Raw genomic sequence first — 15,161 nt, 5'->3', positions numbered from 1 at the left:
TAATGAGAACACAACCGAAGCGCCGGTATTCCAAATCTGTTTAAAAAATGAGCAGAACTGACTGGACGTGACGCGATACTGGCTAATACTTGAGGTGTCGGCGCGACATCTCCCCCAAGTGACGCGCTGATTAAAGGTGCTAAGGGACCGTGCGCCTTTGTTTTACTCCTAATGGTCTTAACCCGGATTCGCCCCCCCAAGAATCCGGGTTTTTTTTGTCCGCAAATTTGTCTTTCGAGGTCACAAGATCGCGCCCACGCTCGGGCATCACCAGAGGCCACCAGGCCCGGTACGATCAGACCTTGATGCCATGCCCTTTCAGGAACACCCCGAACGCTTCTTCATCCAGCACCTTGAGTCCCAGCTCGTTGGCTTTCACCAGCTTGGAACCCGCTCCAGGGCCCGCAACCACGCAATGGGTCTTGGCCGAGACGGACCCGGCGACCTTGGCCCCCAGGCTTTCCAGCTTGTCCTTGGCGATATCGCGACTCATCAATTCCAGCGAACCGGTCAACACCCAGGTCTGGCCCGTCAGCGGCAGATTCTCGACAGCCTTTTTTTCGCTCTGCCAGTGCATGCCGAAATCACGCAATTGTGCCTCGATCGCCAAGGCCTGCTCGGCATTTCCTGGCTGCTCGAAGAATTCGCGCACGGCATTGGCCGGTTTTTCATTCAACGCCTGGCGCAGGTCCAGCCAGTCAGCCTTGACGATACCTTCGACAGAGCCGAACCGGGTCGCCAGTTTTTGCGCCGCCGTCGGTCCGACCGAACTGATGTCCAGCTTGGCGATCAGCTCGGCCAGCGTAGTACTGGCGGCGAACTCGGCGCCCAGTTCACCCTGGTCTTGCAACACCAACCCACGCTCCAATAGCTGCGCGATCACCGTGCGGTTGTGTTCGTCTTCAAAGAAGCTGTGGATCTCATGGGCCACCTCCATACCGACATCCGGCAGGTAGGTCAGTACCGGCGGCAACGCCTGCATGACCCGCTCCAGCGAGCCCAGCGAGCGCGCCAGGACCTTGGCGGTCTCTTCGCCCACATCGGGAATACCCAGGGCGTAGATAAATCGCGCCAGGCTCGGCTGCTTGCTGTTGGCGATGGCTTCCAGCAGATTACGCGTCGACAGTTCGGCAAAGCCTTCGAGGTCGACGATATCTTTGTCCGTCAGGGTGTAGAGATCGGCCGGCGAGGCGATCAGCTTTTCATCCACCAGTTGCTCGATGGTCTTGTCACCCAGACCTTCGATATCCATCGCCCGCCGCGAGACGAAGTGGATAATCGCCTGCTTGAGTTGGGCACCACAGGCCAAACGACCGACACAGCGATATACCGCGCCCTCGCTGATCGTTTCACGGCCCTTGCTGCGTTTGATCAGTTGCGTGCGCTCGACATGGGAAGCGCAGACCGGGCAGGTCAGTGGGATTTCGACGGCACGGGCATTTTCCGGGCGGCGCTCGGTGACGACCTGCACCACTTGTGGGATCACGTCGCCGGCACGGCGAATGATCACCGTATCACCGATCATCAGGCCCAGGCGCGCGACTTCATCCATGTTGTGCAAGGTCGCGTTGGCCACTGTGACGCCGCCCACCTTGACCGGCTTCAGGCGCGCTACCGGGGTGACCGCGCCGGTACGGCCGACCTGGAATTCCACATCGAGCAGTTCGGTGAGTTCTTCCATGGCCGGGAATTTGTGGGCAATCGCCCAACGCGGTTCGCGGGCGCGAAAGCCCAGTTCACGCTGGGCGGCCAGGCTGTTGACCTTGAACACCACGCCGTCGATTTCATAGGGCAGCGCGTTGCGGCGCTCGCCGATATCACTGTAGTAATCCAAGCAGTCACCGATGCCCTGGGCCAGCCTCAGTTCACGGCTGACCGGCACGCCCCAGGCCTTGAGTTGCCGGAGGTTGCCAATATGGGTGTCAGCGATGTCCGCCGAGACCTGGCCCAGTCCGTAGCAGCAAAACTCCAGCGGACGGCTGGCGGTGATCTTCGAGTCCAACTGGCGCAGGCTGCCCGCCGCGGCATTGCGGGGATTGGCGAAAGTCTTGCCGCCGGCTTCCAGTTGCGTGGCGTTCAGGCGCTCGAAACCGGCCTTGGACATGAACACTTCACCGCGCACTTCGAGGGTGGCTGGCCAGCCGCTGCCATGGAGTCTGAGCGGGATATTGCGCACGGTGCGCACGTTAATGCTGATGTCTTCGCCAGTGGTACCGTCACCTCGGGTCGCACCGCGCACCAGGGCACCGTCCTGATACAACAAGCTGACCGCCAGGCCGTCCAGTTTCGGTTCGCAGCTGTACTCGACTGCGGCGCCGGGCAGGTCCAGGCCCTCGCTGACACGGCGGTCGAACTCGCGCATATCGATTTCTTCGAAGGCGTTGCCCAAGCTCAGCATCGGGATTTCATGCCGGACTTGGGTGAAGGCCGACAATGCCTCGCTACCAACACGCTGGGTCGGCGAATCCGCGCTGACCAGCTCCGGGTGTTCGGCTTCCAGGGCCTTGAGTTCGCGGAACAGCCGGTCGTATTCGGCGTCCGGAACGCTCGGCTCGTCGAGCACATGGTAACGGTAGTTGTGCTGATTGAGCTCAGCGCGCAGCTCTAGAATGCGGGTATGGGCAGCAGTCATGGGAAGGTCTCATAAAGCAAAAGAGCAGCCGAAGCTGCTCAATATGTTAGCGTTTTTTTTGCGGTGAAGCGTCTGGCGTCTTCGCGATTAACGCTTCTGGGTCAGGGCGCGGCGTTCGAACTCGACGATACGCTGACGGTAATGCTCGATGGTCTGGGCGGTCAGTACGCTGCGCTGATCGTCCTTCAACTCGCCGTTGAGTTCCTGGGACAGTTTGCGTGCGGCGGCGACCATCACGTCGAAGGCCTGTTTCGGATAGCGCGGACCCGGCAAACCGAGGAAGAAACTCACCGCCGGGGTGGTGAAGTGGTCGATATCGTCGAGATCGAATACACCCGGCTTGACCGCGTTGGCCATGGAGAACAGGACTTCGCCATTGCCGGCCATGCTTTCGTGACGGTGGAAGATATCCATCTCGCCGAAACGCAGGCCGCTTTCGAGAATGTTCTGCAGCAGTGCCGGGCCTTTGAAGCCGTTGGCATCACGGCTGATCACGCTGATCACCAAGACTTCCTCAGCCGCTGGCTGCTCCTTGTCCTGGCGTGCGGCCGGCTTGTGTTCGTCCGGGAAATCATCAGCGCGGCTGCTGAAGCTCGGGCCTTCCTCCAGGTCCAGATTCAAGTCGCCCTGGCTCGGCTCACTGTTACGTTTGCCGCGCTTGGACGGCTTTTCCCGAGGCTCGCGCGCGGGCATGCTGACCGATGGCAGGTCATGCTCATCGAGTTCCGGCTCCTTATGAGTGTCAAGCACACGGGGAGGCCCTAGCAATTCGGCGCTGGCGTCGTCGTCCGGCAGATTCGAGAAGCTGCGATCCAGACGAAACTTGAGCTTGCCCTTGCCGCCGCGCATCCGCCGCCAGCCATCAAAAAGAATACCGGCAATGACAATGATGCCGATGACGATCAGCCACTCGCGCAGACCGATTTCCATGTAATCCCGTGCCTCTAATAATGGTTCTATGAAGAAAGGGCGGAAAACCCTTTAAAGCGTGGCGCCAACTCTATGTTCTGATAGGCGTTTTTCCCACGCACAAGAAAATTGGACATTAAATTAACACGACCAAAGGTAACTTTGCACCGTCTGTCGTACAGGGTACGTATTAATAAGTCCCCAAGGATCAGTGCGAGTTCCCGCCAATCCGAGGAAAACCCGTTGCGTCTCGAATCTGTTCGCGCCCTCAGCCGCCTCAAGCGTCGACCATCGCCATGGCCTCTTCGACATCCACCGCCACCAACCGAGAACAACCGGGCTCGTGCATCGTCACCCCCATCAGTTGATCGGCCATTTCCATGGCGATCTTATTGTGGGTGATATAGATGAATTGCACCGATGCCGACATCTCTTTGACCAACCGGGCATAACGTCCAACGTTAGCGTCATCCAGCGGGGCGTCAACTTCGTCGAGCATACAAAACGGGGCCGGATTCAACTTGAAGATGGAGAAAACCAGGGCCAGGGCCGTGAGGGCCTTCTCACCGCCAGAGAGCAAATGGATGGTGCTGTTCTTTTTTCCTGGGGGCCGCGCCATGATCGTGACCCCGGTGTCGAGCAGGTCATCACCGGTAAGATCCAGATAAGCGCTGCCACCGCCAAACACTTTTGGAAACAAAGCTTGTAGCCCGGCATTGATCTGATCGAAGGTGTCCTTGAAGCGGTTGCGGGTTTCCTTGTCGATCTTGCGGATGACGTTTTCCAGAGTTTCGAGAGCCTCGACCAGATCGGCGTCCTGCGCATCCAGGTAACGCTTACGTTCCGATTGTTGCTGGTATTCGTCGATGGCCGCGAGGTTGATCGCGCCCAGACGCTGGATACGCACGGCAATTCGCTCCAGCTCCTCCTCGGCGGCCTTCTCGCTGGCATCGGCGGTCAGCGTGGCGAGCACGCCGTGGAGGTCGTAGCCGTCTTCGAGCAACTGGTCCTGCAAGGTCTTTCGACGCACGGTCAGGGCCTGCCATTCCATGCGCTGTTGTTCGAGCTGGCCGCGAATCAGTTGGGATTGCTGTTCGGCCTGGCTGCGGCGCTTTTCGGCCTCGCGCAGTTCACGGTCAGCATCCTCCAGGGCGACCTGCGCGGTCTTGAGTTCGACATCGACGGTCATACGCTTGTCGAGCAGTTCTTCGAGCTTGAGGCGCAGTTCTTCCAGCGGCGCCTCGCCCTCCTCCAGGTTCAGGCTCAACTGCTCGCGCTTTTCGCTCAGGCGTTCGGACTGCAACTCCAGGCGCTCAAGGGCCTGGCGAGTAGAGTCATGCTGGGCCTTCAGCGAGCCGAGGCGCACCGCCAACTGGTGAGTATGATCCTTGTGCTGACGGGCTTCCTGGCGCACCCGATCAAGGCGTTCGCGCAGGCTGTCGCGCTGAGCCAGCAGTCGCTCGCGCTGCTCGGTATCCATGGCCATGGCGTCGAGTGCCTCCTGCAGTTGCAGGCGCGCCGCGCCGACTTCTTCGTGTTCCTGGGCACGTTGTTCGCCCAGTTCCTCAAGCTCCTCGTCGAGGCGGGTACGACGCAACTGCAACTGTTCGGCCTTGGCCTTGCCAGCGGATAACCTGGCTTTCAACTCGCCTTCGCGGCGAGCTTCGTCCTGCAGCAAGCGGCGCAGGTGTTCACGACCGGTTTCCTGCTGGCGCTGGGTGGCCCGCAGGGTTTGCAGGTGGGTTTCCAGGGTCGCCAGAGCCTCTTCGCGCTCTTCGCGCTCCAAGCCCAATTGCTGGATTTCCTGGTCGCGGGCCAACAGACCGCTGTGCGCTTCGCTGGCGCGGCGCACCCGCAAGAAATGCCGACCGACCCAGAAGCCGTCGCGGCTGATCAGGCTTTCTCCCGCCGTCAACTGGCCGCGCAAGGCCAGTGCCTGTTCCAGACTCTCGACTGGCCTGACTTCGCCCAACCACGGTGACAGATCAATATCCGCCTCGACCTTCTCCAGCAGGCTGCCGGGCACCCGCGTACCCTGCGCCGCCGGGCTGAGCAGGCGTAGGTCGCCTTGCTGGAAGCTGCTCAGGTCAAGACCGGCGAAGTTGTCCACCAGTACCGCCTGCAAGTCGGCACCGAGCACGGTTTCCACCGCCAGTTCCCAGCCAGCCTCAACCTTCAGACCTTGCGCCAGGCGTGGACGCTCGGCCAAGTGCTGCTCGCGCAGCCATTCGGCAGTGCCGGTGCCGGGATCGAGTGCCGCCTGCTGCAAAGCTTCCAGGGAGGCGAGACGGCCGTTGAGCCGTTGCAAATCGCCTTGGGCCTGCTGCTGGTCCTGGGTAGCCCGGTGCAAATCCTGGCGCAGTTGTTCGAGGCGTTCGACCTGCCCTTCTTCGCTGGCCTGCAAATCTTCCAGCGTTTGCTCGATTTCGGCCAGTTGCTCGTTGAGCTCGAGGATCGCCGCATCCTCCGGGTCCGCGGCGAGCAAGCCACGCTCTTCGCTCAGGCGGCGCTGGCGTTCGGCCAGACGCTCCATGCTGGCTTCCAGTTGCTGGATCCGCGACTGCTGGACCTCCGACTGCCGCCGGGGTTCGGCCGAACGCAGGTTGAAGGCGTCCCACTGTTCCTGCCAGCCGTGCATGGTGGTCTCGGACTCTTCCAACGCGGCGGCGGCCTCTTCGGCGGCGGCGCTGGCCAGTTCCTGTTCGGGTCCGAGCATCGCCAGCTCTTCGCCGAGAGTGGACAGCAAAGTACGGTCGTGTCCCAGGTGCGACTCGGTTTCCAGGCGAGCACGCTCGGCCTCGCGCAAATCGTCCTGCAACTGGCGCAGACGTTGCTGACCATGTTGGATGCTCTGTTCGACCCGGGCGATGTCGCCGCCCACCGAATAAAAACGCCCCTGCACCAAGTTGAAGCGTTCCGACAGCTCATGGTGGCCATCGCGCAGGCGCTCGATGCTGGCATCGGCATTGCGCTGTTCGGCCACCAAGGCTTCGAAGCCGATTTCCTGGTTGCCGATAATCGCCTCGCGCTGTCCGACCTGCTCGTTCAGCGCTTGCCAACGCAGGGCCGACAACTGGGCCTTGAGCTGACGCTCCTCGCCCTTGTATTCCTGGTATTTCTCGGCGGCCTGGGCCTGGCGATGCAGGCGTTCGAGCTGGCGCTCGAGCTCTTCGCGCAGGTCGGTCAGGCGCGCCAGATTCTCGTGGGTACGACGAATACGGTTTTCGGTTTCGCGGCGGCGCTCCTTGTACTTGGAGATCCCCGCCGCTTCTTCGATAAAGTTGCGCAGGTCTTCCGGCTTGGCTTCGATCAGCTTGGAGATCATCCCTTGCTCGATGATCGAGTAGCTGCGCGGCCCCAGACCGGTGCCGAGGAAGATATCGGTAATGTCCCGGCGCCGACACTTGGTGCCGTTGAGAAAGTAGCTGTTCTGGCTATCGCGGGTCACTTTGCGGCGAATGGAAATTTCCGCGTAGGCGGCGTATTCGCCGATCAGGGTGCCGTCGGAGTTGTCGAACACCAGTTCGATGCTCGCCTGGCTGACCGGCTTGCGACTGGTGGAGCCGTTGAAGATGACATCGGTCATCGACTCGCCCCGCAGGTTCTTTGCCGAACTCTCACCCATCACCCAGCGCACGGCATCGATAATGTTCGACTTGCCGCAGCCGTTGGGCCCGACCACCGCCGCCATGTTACTGGGGAAGTTCACCGTGGTCGGGTCGACGAAGGATTTGAACCCCGCCAACTTGATGCACTTGAGCCGCACGCTTAATCGACCGCCAGGGCAGACAGCACGATGTCACAACTGAGCTGGGAGTAACTGGCCAGGACCTCGCGGATCAGCGGCAGGTCACGGGCGATCACCGCAGCCAGCAGTTGCGCGAACAACTCCAGGTATTCGCTCATTTCCGCCTGGCGCTGCTCCAACGCCAGGTAATAGGCACGGCTCATGGCTGGTTGCAGGTTCTCGACGGTTTCCTGCAGGTACGGGTTGTCGGCAAACGGATACGCCGCGCGCATCACGTTGAAGCTGTCTTCGACGAAGGTGCGGATGTCCTGGCGTTCGTAGCTGGCGCTCAGGCGCTGCTGCAATAGCAGAAACGGCGCCAAGTCGCTCTGCACTTTCCAGCGCTGGGCAACGGCATTGCCGAGCAGGATATATAGCTCGCTCATCAGGGTACACAGGCTCTGCACCTTGTGGGCGGTGAGTTCGGTGACGTGGGCACCCCGTCGCGGCAGAATGGCGATCAGATGGCGGCGCTCGAGAATCAACAAAGCCTCGCGTACCGAGCCGCGACTGACATTGAGCGCCAGCGTGACTTTCTGTTCCTGGATGCGCTCGCCGGGTTTGAGTTCGCCGCGAATGATACGTTCGGCGAGGTGGTGAGCAATTTGCTCGGCGAGGCTATCCGGCGCCTTGAACGTCATGGTTTTCCTTCAAAATCTTTGATCAGAGCCAGCGGCGCAGTGTAACGCAATTGGTACATGATAGCGCAGTGCCCAATGGGGCAAATTTGACAGGCAATACACCTAGGGCTCCTGCCACTCATCCCCCCGGTTGGCCGGAACAGCCTGTGAATTGACGGGAGGTTTCCTAGAGGGCGAAATTTCCTGACCCACAGGTCAAATCCTTGTTGACCTAAAAGTCAAGCACTACTAGATTCAGCCTCAAGGGTCAATAACAATAATGAGTCTGCGAGGCCTTCCGTGATCCAGTTTTTACTTAACCAGGAACTCCGTAGCGAGCACACCCTGGACCCGAACCTGACGGTGCTCAACTACCTGCGCGAGCATCTGGGCAAGTGCGGTACCAAGGAAGGCTGCGCCAGCGGCGATTGCGGTGCCTGCACCGTGGTGGTCGGCGAGCTGCACACGGACGATTCGGGTGCCGAACAGATTCGCTATCGCAGCCTCAACTCTTGCCTGGCCTTCGTTTCTTCGCTGCACGGCAAGCAACTGATCAGTGTCGAGGACCTCAAGCACCAAGGCCAGTTACACAGCGTGCAGAAGGCCATGGTCGAGTGCCACGGCTCGCAGTGCGGCTTCTGCACGCCCGGCTTTGTCATGTCGTTGTTCGCCCTGCAGAAGAACAGCGAAACCCCCGACCGCCACCAGGCCCACGAAGCCCTGGCCGGCAACCTCTGTCGCTGCACCGGCTACCGGTCGATCCTCGCCGCTGCCGAACAGGCCTGCCGCAACAAGCCCGCCGATCAGTTCGACGCCCGTGAGGCCCGGACCATCGCCCGCCTGAAGGCCATCGCACCGACTGAAACCGGCGAGTTAAACCACGGCGACAAACGCTGCCTGGTGCCATTGACCGTCGCCGAGCTGGCCGAGCTCTATGGTTCGCACCCACACGCTCGATTGCTGGCCGGCGGCACCGATCTGGCCCTGGAAGTCACTCAGTTCCACCGCGACCTGCCGTTGACGATCTATGTCGGTAATGTCGCCGAGCTCAAGCGTGTCCAGACCTTCGACGATCGCCTGGAAATCGGCGCCGCCACCCCGCTGTCGGATTGCTATGCCTCCCTCAAGGCCGAGTACCCGGATTTCGGCGAACTGCTGCAACGCTTTGCCTCGCTGCAGATTCGCAACCAGGGTACCCTCGGTGGCAATATCGGCAACGCCTCGCCCATCGGCGATTCGCCGCCCTTGCTGATCGCGCTGAAGGCGCAACTGGTCCTGCGCAAGGGCACCGACAGCCGCACCCTGGCACTGGAAGACTATTTCATCGACTACCGGGTGACCGTCCGCCAGACAAGCGAGTTCATCGAGAAGATTATCGTGCCAAGGGCCAGCGCCGCGTGGCAGTTCCGCGCCTATAAGGTGTCCAAGCGCCTGGACGACGATATTTCCACGGTCTGTGCCGCGTTCAACCTGCGGATCGAAGACGGTGTGGTCGCCGATGCACGGATCGCCTTCGGCGGCATGGCGGCGATCCCGAAACGGGCCAGGGCTTGTGAAGCCGCGCTGATGGGCGCTGCCTGGACCCTTGCTAATATCGAGCACGCCTGCCAGGCACTGGCCGAGGATTTCACACCGCTGTCGGACCTGCGCGCCAGCAAGGAATACCGCCTGCTCAGCGCCCAGAACCTGTTGCGCAAATACTTCATCGAACTGCAAACGCCGCATATCGAGAGCCGGGTGACCGCTTATGCCTAAGCATCCCGTTATGGAAAAAAACCCGGCTGAGCTCGCCCAGTTGTTCGCCCTGGACCTGACCACCGGTGTCGGACGCGGCGTCAAGCACGATAGCGCCGACAAACATGTGGCTGGCGAAGCCGTATATATCGATGACCGCCCGGTGTTCGCCAATCAGTTGCACGTCTATGCGCGCCTGTCCGACCGCGCCCATGCGCGGATCATCCGCGTCGACACCGCGCCTTGTCATGCCTTTGAAGGCGTGCGTATCGTCATTACCCACGAGGACATTCCCGGTCTCAAGGATATTGGCCCGCTACTGCCTGGCGACCCACTGCTGGCAATCGACAAGGTCGAGTTCGTCGGCCAGCCGGTGCTCGCCGTCGCCGCCAAAGACCTGGAAACCGCACGCAAGGCGGCCATGGCGGCGATCATCGAATACGAGGACCTGGAGCCGGTGCTGGATGTGGTCGCAGCCCTGCGCGCGCGACATTTCGTCCTCGACAGCCACAGCCACAAGCGCGGCGACTCGGCCGGCGCGCTGGCCAGCGCCGAACACCGGATCCAGGGCAACCTGCATATCGGCGGCCAGGAGCACTTCTACCTGGAGACCCAGATCTCCTCGGTGATGCCTACCGAAGACGGCGGCATGATCGTCTACTGCTCGACCCAGAACCCCAGCGAAGTGCAGAAACGGGTGGCCGAGGTGCTGGATGTATCGATGAGCCAGATCGTCGTCGACATACGCCGCATGGGCGGTGGCTTCGGCGGCAAGGAAACCCAGGCCGCCAGCCCGGCGTGCCTGTGCGCGGTGGTAGCGCGGCTAACCGGGCAACCGACCAAGATGCGCCTGCCCAGGGTCGAGGACATGCTGATGACCGGCAAGCGCCACCCTTTCTATATCGAGTATGACGTCGGCTTCGACAGCAGCGGACGCTTGCACGGGATCAACCTGGAACTGGCCGGTAATTGCGGCTGCTCGCCGGACCTTTCGGCGTCGATTGTCGACCGGGCGATGTTCCATGCCGACAATGCCTATTACCTGGGCGACGTCACTGTCAACGGCCATCGCTGCAAGACCCACACGGCCTCGAACACCGCCTACCGTGGCTTCGGTGGCCCGCAAGGGATGGTCGCCATCGAGGAGGTAATGGACAGCATTGCCCGTCATCTGGGCCTTGATCCGCTGGCGGTGCGCAAGGCCAATTACTACGGCAAGACCGAGCGCAACATCACCCACTACTATCAAACCGTCGAGCACAACCTGCTCGAAGAGCTGACCGCCGAACTGGAAACCAGCAGCCAGTACGCCGAGCGCCGGGAAACCATTCGCCGCTACAACGCCCACAGCCCGATCCTGAAAAAAGGTTTGGCGCTGACGCCGGTGAAGTTCGGCATTTCGTTTACCGCCAGCTTTCTCAACCAGGCCGGCGCGTTGGTACATGTCTATACCGACGGCAGCATCCACCTGAACCATGGCGGCACGGAAATGGGCCAGGGACTGAACATCAAGGTAGCCCAAGTGGTAGCCGAGGTATTCCAAGTGGAAATCCACCGGGTGCAGATCACCGCCACCCGTACCGACAAGGTGCCGAACACCTCGCCCACCGCCGCCTCCAGCGGCGCCGACCTGAACGGCAAGGCCGCGCAGAATGCCGCACAGATCATCAAGCAACGGCTGGTGGAGTTCGCCTCGCGGCAGTACCAGGTCAGCGAGGAAGATGTTGAGTTCCGCAACGGCCATGTGCGGATTCGCGAGCAGATCCTGACTTTCGAGGCGTTGATCCAGCAGGCGTATTTTGCCCAAGTGTCGCTGTCCAGCAGCGGCTTCTACAAGACGCCGAAGGTCTACTACGACCGCAGTCAGGCCCGGGGGCGGCCGTTCTACTACTTTGCCTATGGCGTAGCGTGCGCCGAAGTGATCGTCGACACCCTGACCGGCGAGTACAAGGTGCTGCGCACCGATATCCTGCATGACGTCGGTGCTTCGCTGAACCCGGCCATCGATATGGGTCAAGTCGAAGGCGGCTTTGTCCAGGGCGTGGGCTGGCTGACCATGGAGGAGCTGGTGTGGGACGCCAAGGGCAGGCTGCTGACCAACGGCCCGGCCAGCTACAAGATCCCGGCGGTGACGGACCCACCACTGGACTTGCGGGTGAAGCTGGTGGAGAACCGCCAGAACCCCGAAGACACGGTGTTTCACTCCAAGGCCGTCGGCGAGCCGCCGTTCATGCTCGGAATCGCCGTGTGGTGCGCGCTCAAGGATGCGGTGGCGAGCCTGGCCGATTATCGGGTACAACCGAAGATCGACGCTCCGGCGACGCCGGAGCGGGTGTTGTGGGGCTGCGAGCAGATGCGCCAGGTCAAGGCAAGGCAACCTGTGACCAGCGACATCGAACCGGTCTCGCCATGAGGTGCCTATGAACGACTGGATCAGTGCGCTCGCCGACCTGCGCTACCAGGGTGAACCCTGCGTGCTGGTGACCCTTATCGAGGAGCTCGGCTCGACGCCGCGCAACGCCGGTTCGAAAATGCTCGTCAGCGCCAGCGGCACTTTCGATACCATTGGCGGCGGCCACCTGGAATACAAGGCCACGCAGATCGCCCGGGACCTGCTCGCCAGCGGCCAGCAGACTACCCACTTGCAGCGCTTCAGCCTGGGCGCCAGCCTCGGTCAGTGCTGCGGCGGGGTCGCGGTGCTGTTGTTCGAGCCGCTGGGTCAGGTCCAGGCTGAGATTGCGGTGTTCGGCGCCGGCCATGTCGGTCGCGCCCTGGTGCCCCTGCTCGCCAACCTGCCCTGCCGGGTGCGCTGGATTGACTCGCGGGAGCAGGCGTTTGCGCCACAGATCCCCAGCGGCGTGCGCAAGATCGTCAGCGACGAACCGGTGGAGGAAATCGCCCATCTGCCTGCCGGCAGCTATTGCATCGTCATGACCCATCACCATCCGCTCGACCTGGAACTCAGTGCCGCGATCCTCAAGCGCAACGACTTCGCCTACTTCGGCCTGATCGGTTCGAAGACCAAGCGGCTGAAGTTCGAACACCGCCTGCGCGAACGCGGCTACGACGACGCGGCGCTGCAACGCATGCGTTGCCCGATAGGGCTGGCCGAGATCAAGGGCAAGTTACCCATGGAAATCGCCATCTCCATCGCCGGCGAAGTCATCGCCACCTATAACGCGAATTTCGGCCAACACACCGCGAGTGCCGAAGCCGTTGCCACGCTGCTGCCGGCCTCGGGCCGCAAAGCTATGAATTGAAAGCCACGCCTTGAGACAGACCATGCTCCTGACCCGCAAAGCCTACCGTGCCGCCCTCCTGCACAGCATCGCCGACCCTGCCGAAGTCGGCATTGATGCCTCCTACGAGTATTTCGAGGACGGCCTGCTGGTGGTCGAGAACGGCAAGATCAGCGCTATCGGCCACGCCAGCGAACTGCTACCCACGCAGCCGACCGATATCGACATCAGCCACTACACCGATGCGCTGATCACCCCAGGCTTTATCGACACCCATATCCACCTGCCGCAAACCGGTATGGTCGGCGCCTATGGCGAACAATTGCTCGACTGGCTGAACACCTACACCTTCCCCTGCGAAAGCCAGTTCGCCGATCCGGCCCACGCCGAGGAAGTCGCGGACATCTTCATCAAGGAGCTGCTGCGCAACGGCACCACCACTGCGCTGGTGTTTGGCAGCGTGCACCCGCAGTCGGTCAATGCCTTTTTCGAGGCGGCGGAAAAACTCGACCTGCGAATGATCGCCGGCAAGGTGATGATGGACCGCAATGCTCCGGACTACCTGACCGATACCGCCGAATCGAGCTATCTGCAAAGCAAGGTGCTGATCGAGCGCTGGCATGGCAAGGGTCGCCTGCACTATGCAGTGACACCGCGCTTTGCCCCGACCTCGACCCCGCAACAGCTGACCCTTGCTGGCCAGTTGCTGAGCGAATACTCGGATCTGTACCTGCAAACCCATATCAGTGAAAACCTGCAGGAAGTGCAATGGGTCAAGGAGCTGTTCCCGGACCGTGCGGGCTACCTGGACGTCTATGACCATTATCGCTTGCTGGGAGAACGCTCGGTGTTTGCCCATGGCGTGCATCTGTGCGACCACGAGTGCGCACGGCTGGCACAAACCGGCTCGGCGGTGGCGTTCTGTCCGACCTCCAACCTCTTTCTTGGCAGCGGCCTGTTCAATCTGCCAATGGCCGAGAAACATAAGCTCAATGTCGGGATCGGCACAGACGTTGGCGGCGGCACCAGCTTCTCGATCCTGCAGACGCTGAACGAGGCGTACAAAGTCATGCAGTTGCAGGGAGCGCGGCTGAGTCCGTTCAAGTCACTGTACCTGGCAACCCTCGGCGGCGCCCGGGCCTTGCGCTTGGAGGAACGGATCGGCACCCTGCAGGCCGGCAGCGATGCCGACTTCCTGGTGCTGGACTACCACGCCACGCCGCTGCTCAGCTATCGCCTGAAGCAGGCCAAGACCCTCGCCGAGACGCTGTTCGTGTTGATGACGCTGGGGGATGACCGGACGGTGAAGCAGACCTATGCGGCAGGGAACCTGGTGCACCAACGATAAGAGACAGAACACCACTGAACTGTAACGAGCGGGCTAGTCGCAATCCCCTGCTCGACTCAAGATCATCCTTGGCTCGAAGAGCGACTGCCGATCATAGCTTTGCCACTGGCCGTCCCGACTTTTTCGCCAGCAGCAGATGCGAGAACACCGCATGCAGATCGTCCGAGGCACTCTCTTCGGCCAGGTTAAGCTTGCTGTCGATATGGTCCATGTGGTGCTTCATCAGGTCCACGGCCAGGGCCGTGTCCCGTGCCTCGATGGCATCGATCAGTTGGCTGTGCTCGTCGTAGGAACAGTGCGAGCGGTTACCGCTTTCATAATGGGCAATAATGAGCGAGGTTTGGGAGACCAGGCTGCGCTGGAAACTGATCAGCGGCGCATTTTTCGCCGCTTCCGCCAGCTTCAAGTGAAATTCGCCGGACAGGCGGATCCCGGCCCCGCGATCGCCACGAGAAAAGCTTTCGCGCTCGTCGTGGACCATCTGCCGCAACTGCGCCAGTTGCTCAGCCGTCGCATATTGCACCGCCAGTTCGGTGATTGCCTTCTCCACCATGCGCCGGGCAAAGAACACCTGGCGAGCTTCCTCGACGCTCGGGCAGGCCACCACCGCGCCACGGTTCGGTCGCAACAGTACCACGCCCTCGTGAGCCAGGCGCGATAACGCACGGCGAATAATGGTCCGGCTGACCCCGAAAATCTCTCCCAGTGACTCCTCGCTCAATTTGGTCCCAGGCGCCAGGCGCTGTTCGAGGATAGCCTCGAAAATATGCGTGTAGACAATATCGTCCTGGGTTGCGCCGCGACCTGCCTTGCCTGCTCGCGGTTGCTTCTTGAGGGGATGCGACTGTTCGTTCATGGGCACTCGAGTCGGAAAACGGCGGCGAATGGACTT

General features: G+C 61.4%; 9 protein-coding genes. 4 read left to right on the top strand and 5 right to left on the bottom strand.

The window, feature by feature from the left end:
* Positions 1-295 precede the first annotated feature (295 nt).
* From ligA to AWM79_RS21260, 4 genes are all read right to left on the bottom strand, one after another.
* Positions 296-2,632, bottom strand: coding sequence for an NAD-dependent DNA ligase LigA (gene ligA / locus AWM79_RS21275; RefSeq protein WP_060783734.1), 2,337 nt, complete (start codon positions 2,630-2,632; stop codon positions 296-298).
* Positions 2,633-2,719: 87 nt separating this feature from the next.
* Entirely contained in the window at positions 2,720-3,562 is an 843-nt protein-coding gene (gene zipA, locus AWM79_RS21270; protein ID WP_017133955.1) for a cell division protein ZipA, read from the bottom strand.
* 256 nt (positions 3,563-3,818) lie between these two features.
* Positions 3,819-7,307 carry a chromosome segregation protein SMC gene (gene smc, locus AWM79_RS21265; RefSeq protein WP_060783733.1) on the bottom strand — a complete coding sequence of 1,163 codons (3,489 nt, stop codon included), beginning with the start codon at positions 7,305-7,307 and terminating at the stop codon, positions 3,819-3,821.
* A 2-nt stretch (positions 7,308-7,309) separates the two neighbouring features.
* Positions 7,310-7,969, bottom strand: coding sequence for a GntR family transcriptional regulator (locus tag AWM79_RS21260; RefSeq protein WP_017133953.1), 660 nt, complete (start codon positions 7,967-7,969; stop codon positions 7,310-7,312).
* 279 nt (positions 7,970-8,248) lie between these two features.
* On the opposite strand from AWM79_RS21260, the gene xdhA reads away from it, so the two are divergent.
* Genes xdhA through guaD form a run of 4 tightly spaced genes read left to right on the top strand, consistent with a single transcriptional unit; the run spans position 8,249 to position 14,269 of the window.
* Positions 8,249-9,703: a xanthine dehydrogenase small subunit gene (xdhA, locus tag AWM79_RS21255; RefSeq protein ID WP_017133952.1), complete on the top strand. Its 1,455-nt coding sequence runs from the start codon at positions 8,249-8,251 to the stop codon at positions 9,701-9,703.
* Positions 9,696-12,095 (top strand): xanthine dehydrogenase molybdopterin binding subunit, encoded by a 2,400-nt coding sequence (gene xdhB / locus AWM79_RS21250; protein ID WP_060783732.1) that lies wholly within the window; start codon positions 9,696-9,698, stop codon positions 12,093-12,095. The genes xdhA and xdhB overlap by 8 nt, the downstream gene beginning before the upstream one ends.
* A 7-nt stretch (positions 12,096-12,102) precedes the next feature.
* Positions 12,103-12,942: a xanthine dehydrogenase accessory protein XdhC gene (xdhC, locus tag AWM79_RS21245; protein WP_017133950.1), complete on the top strand. Its 840-nt coding sequence runs from the start codon at positions 12,103-12,105 to the stop codon at positions 12,940-12,942.
* Positions 12,943-12,964: 22 nt separating this feature from the next.
* Positions 12,965-14,269 (top strand): guanine deaminase, encoded by a 1,305-nt coding sequence (gene guaD, locus AWM79_RS21240; protein ID WP_060783731.1) that lies wholly within the window; start codon positions 12,965-12,967, stop codon positions 14,267-14,269.
* A gap of 91 nt (positions 14,270-14,360) precedes the next feature.
* Here the strand turns inward: guaD and AWM79_RS21235 are convergent, their stop codons facing one another.
* Entirely contained in the window at positions 14,361-15,125 is a 765-nt protein-coding gene (locus tag AWM79_RS21235; RefSeq protein WP_060783730.1) for a GntR family transcriptional regulator, read from the bottom strand.
* Positions 15,126-15,161 lie beyond the last annotated feature (36 nt).

Source organism: Pseudomonas agarici, assembly GCF_001543125.1.
Taxonomy (GTDB): Bacteria; Pseudomonadota; Gammaproteobacteria; order Pseudomonadales; family Pseudomonadaceae; genus Aquipseudomonas; species Aquipseudomonas agarici.
This window is presented reverse-complemented; position numbering and strand designations above follow the sequence as displayed.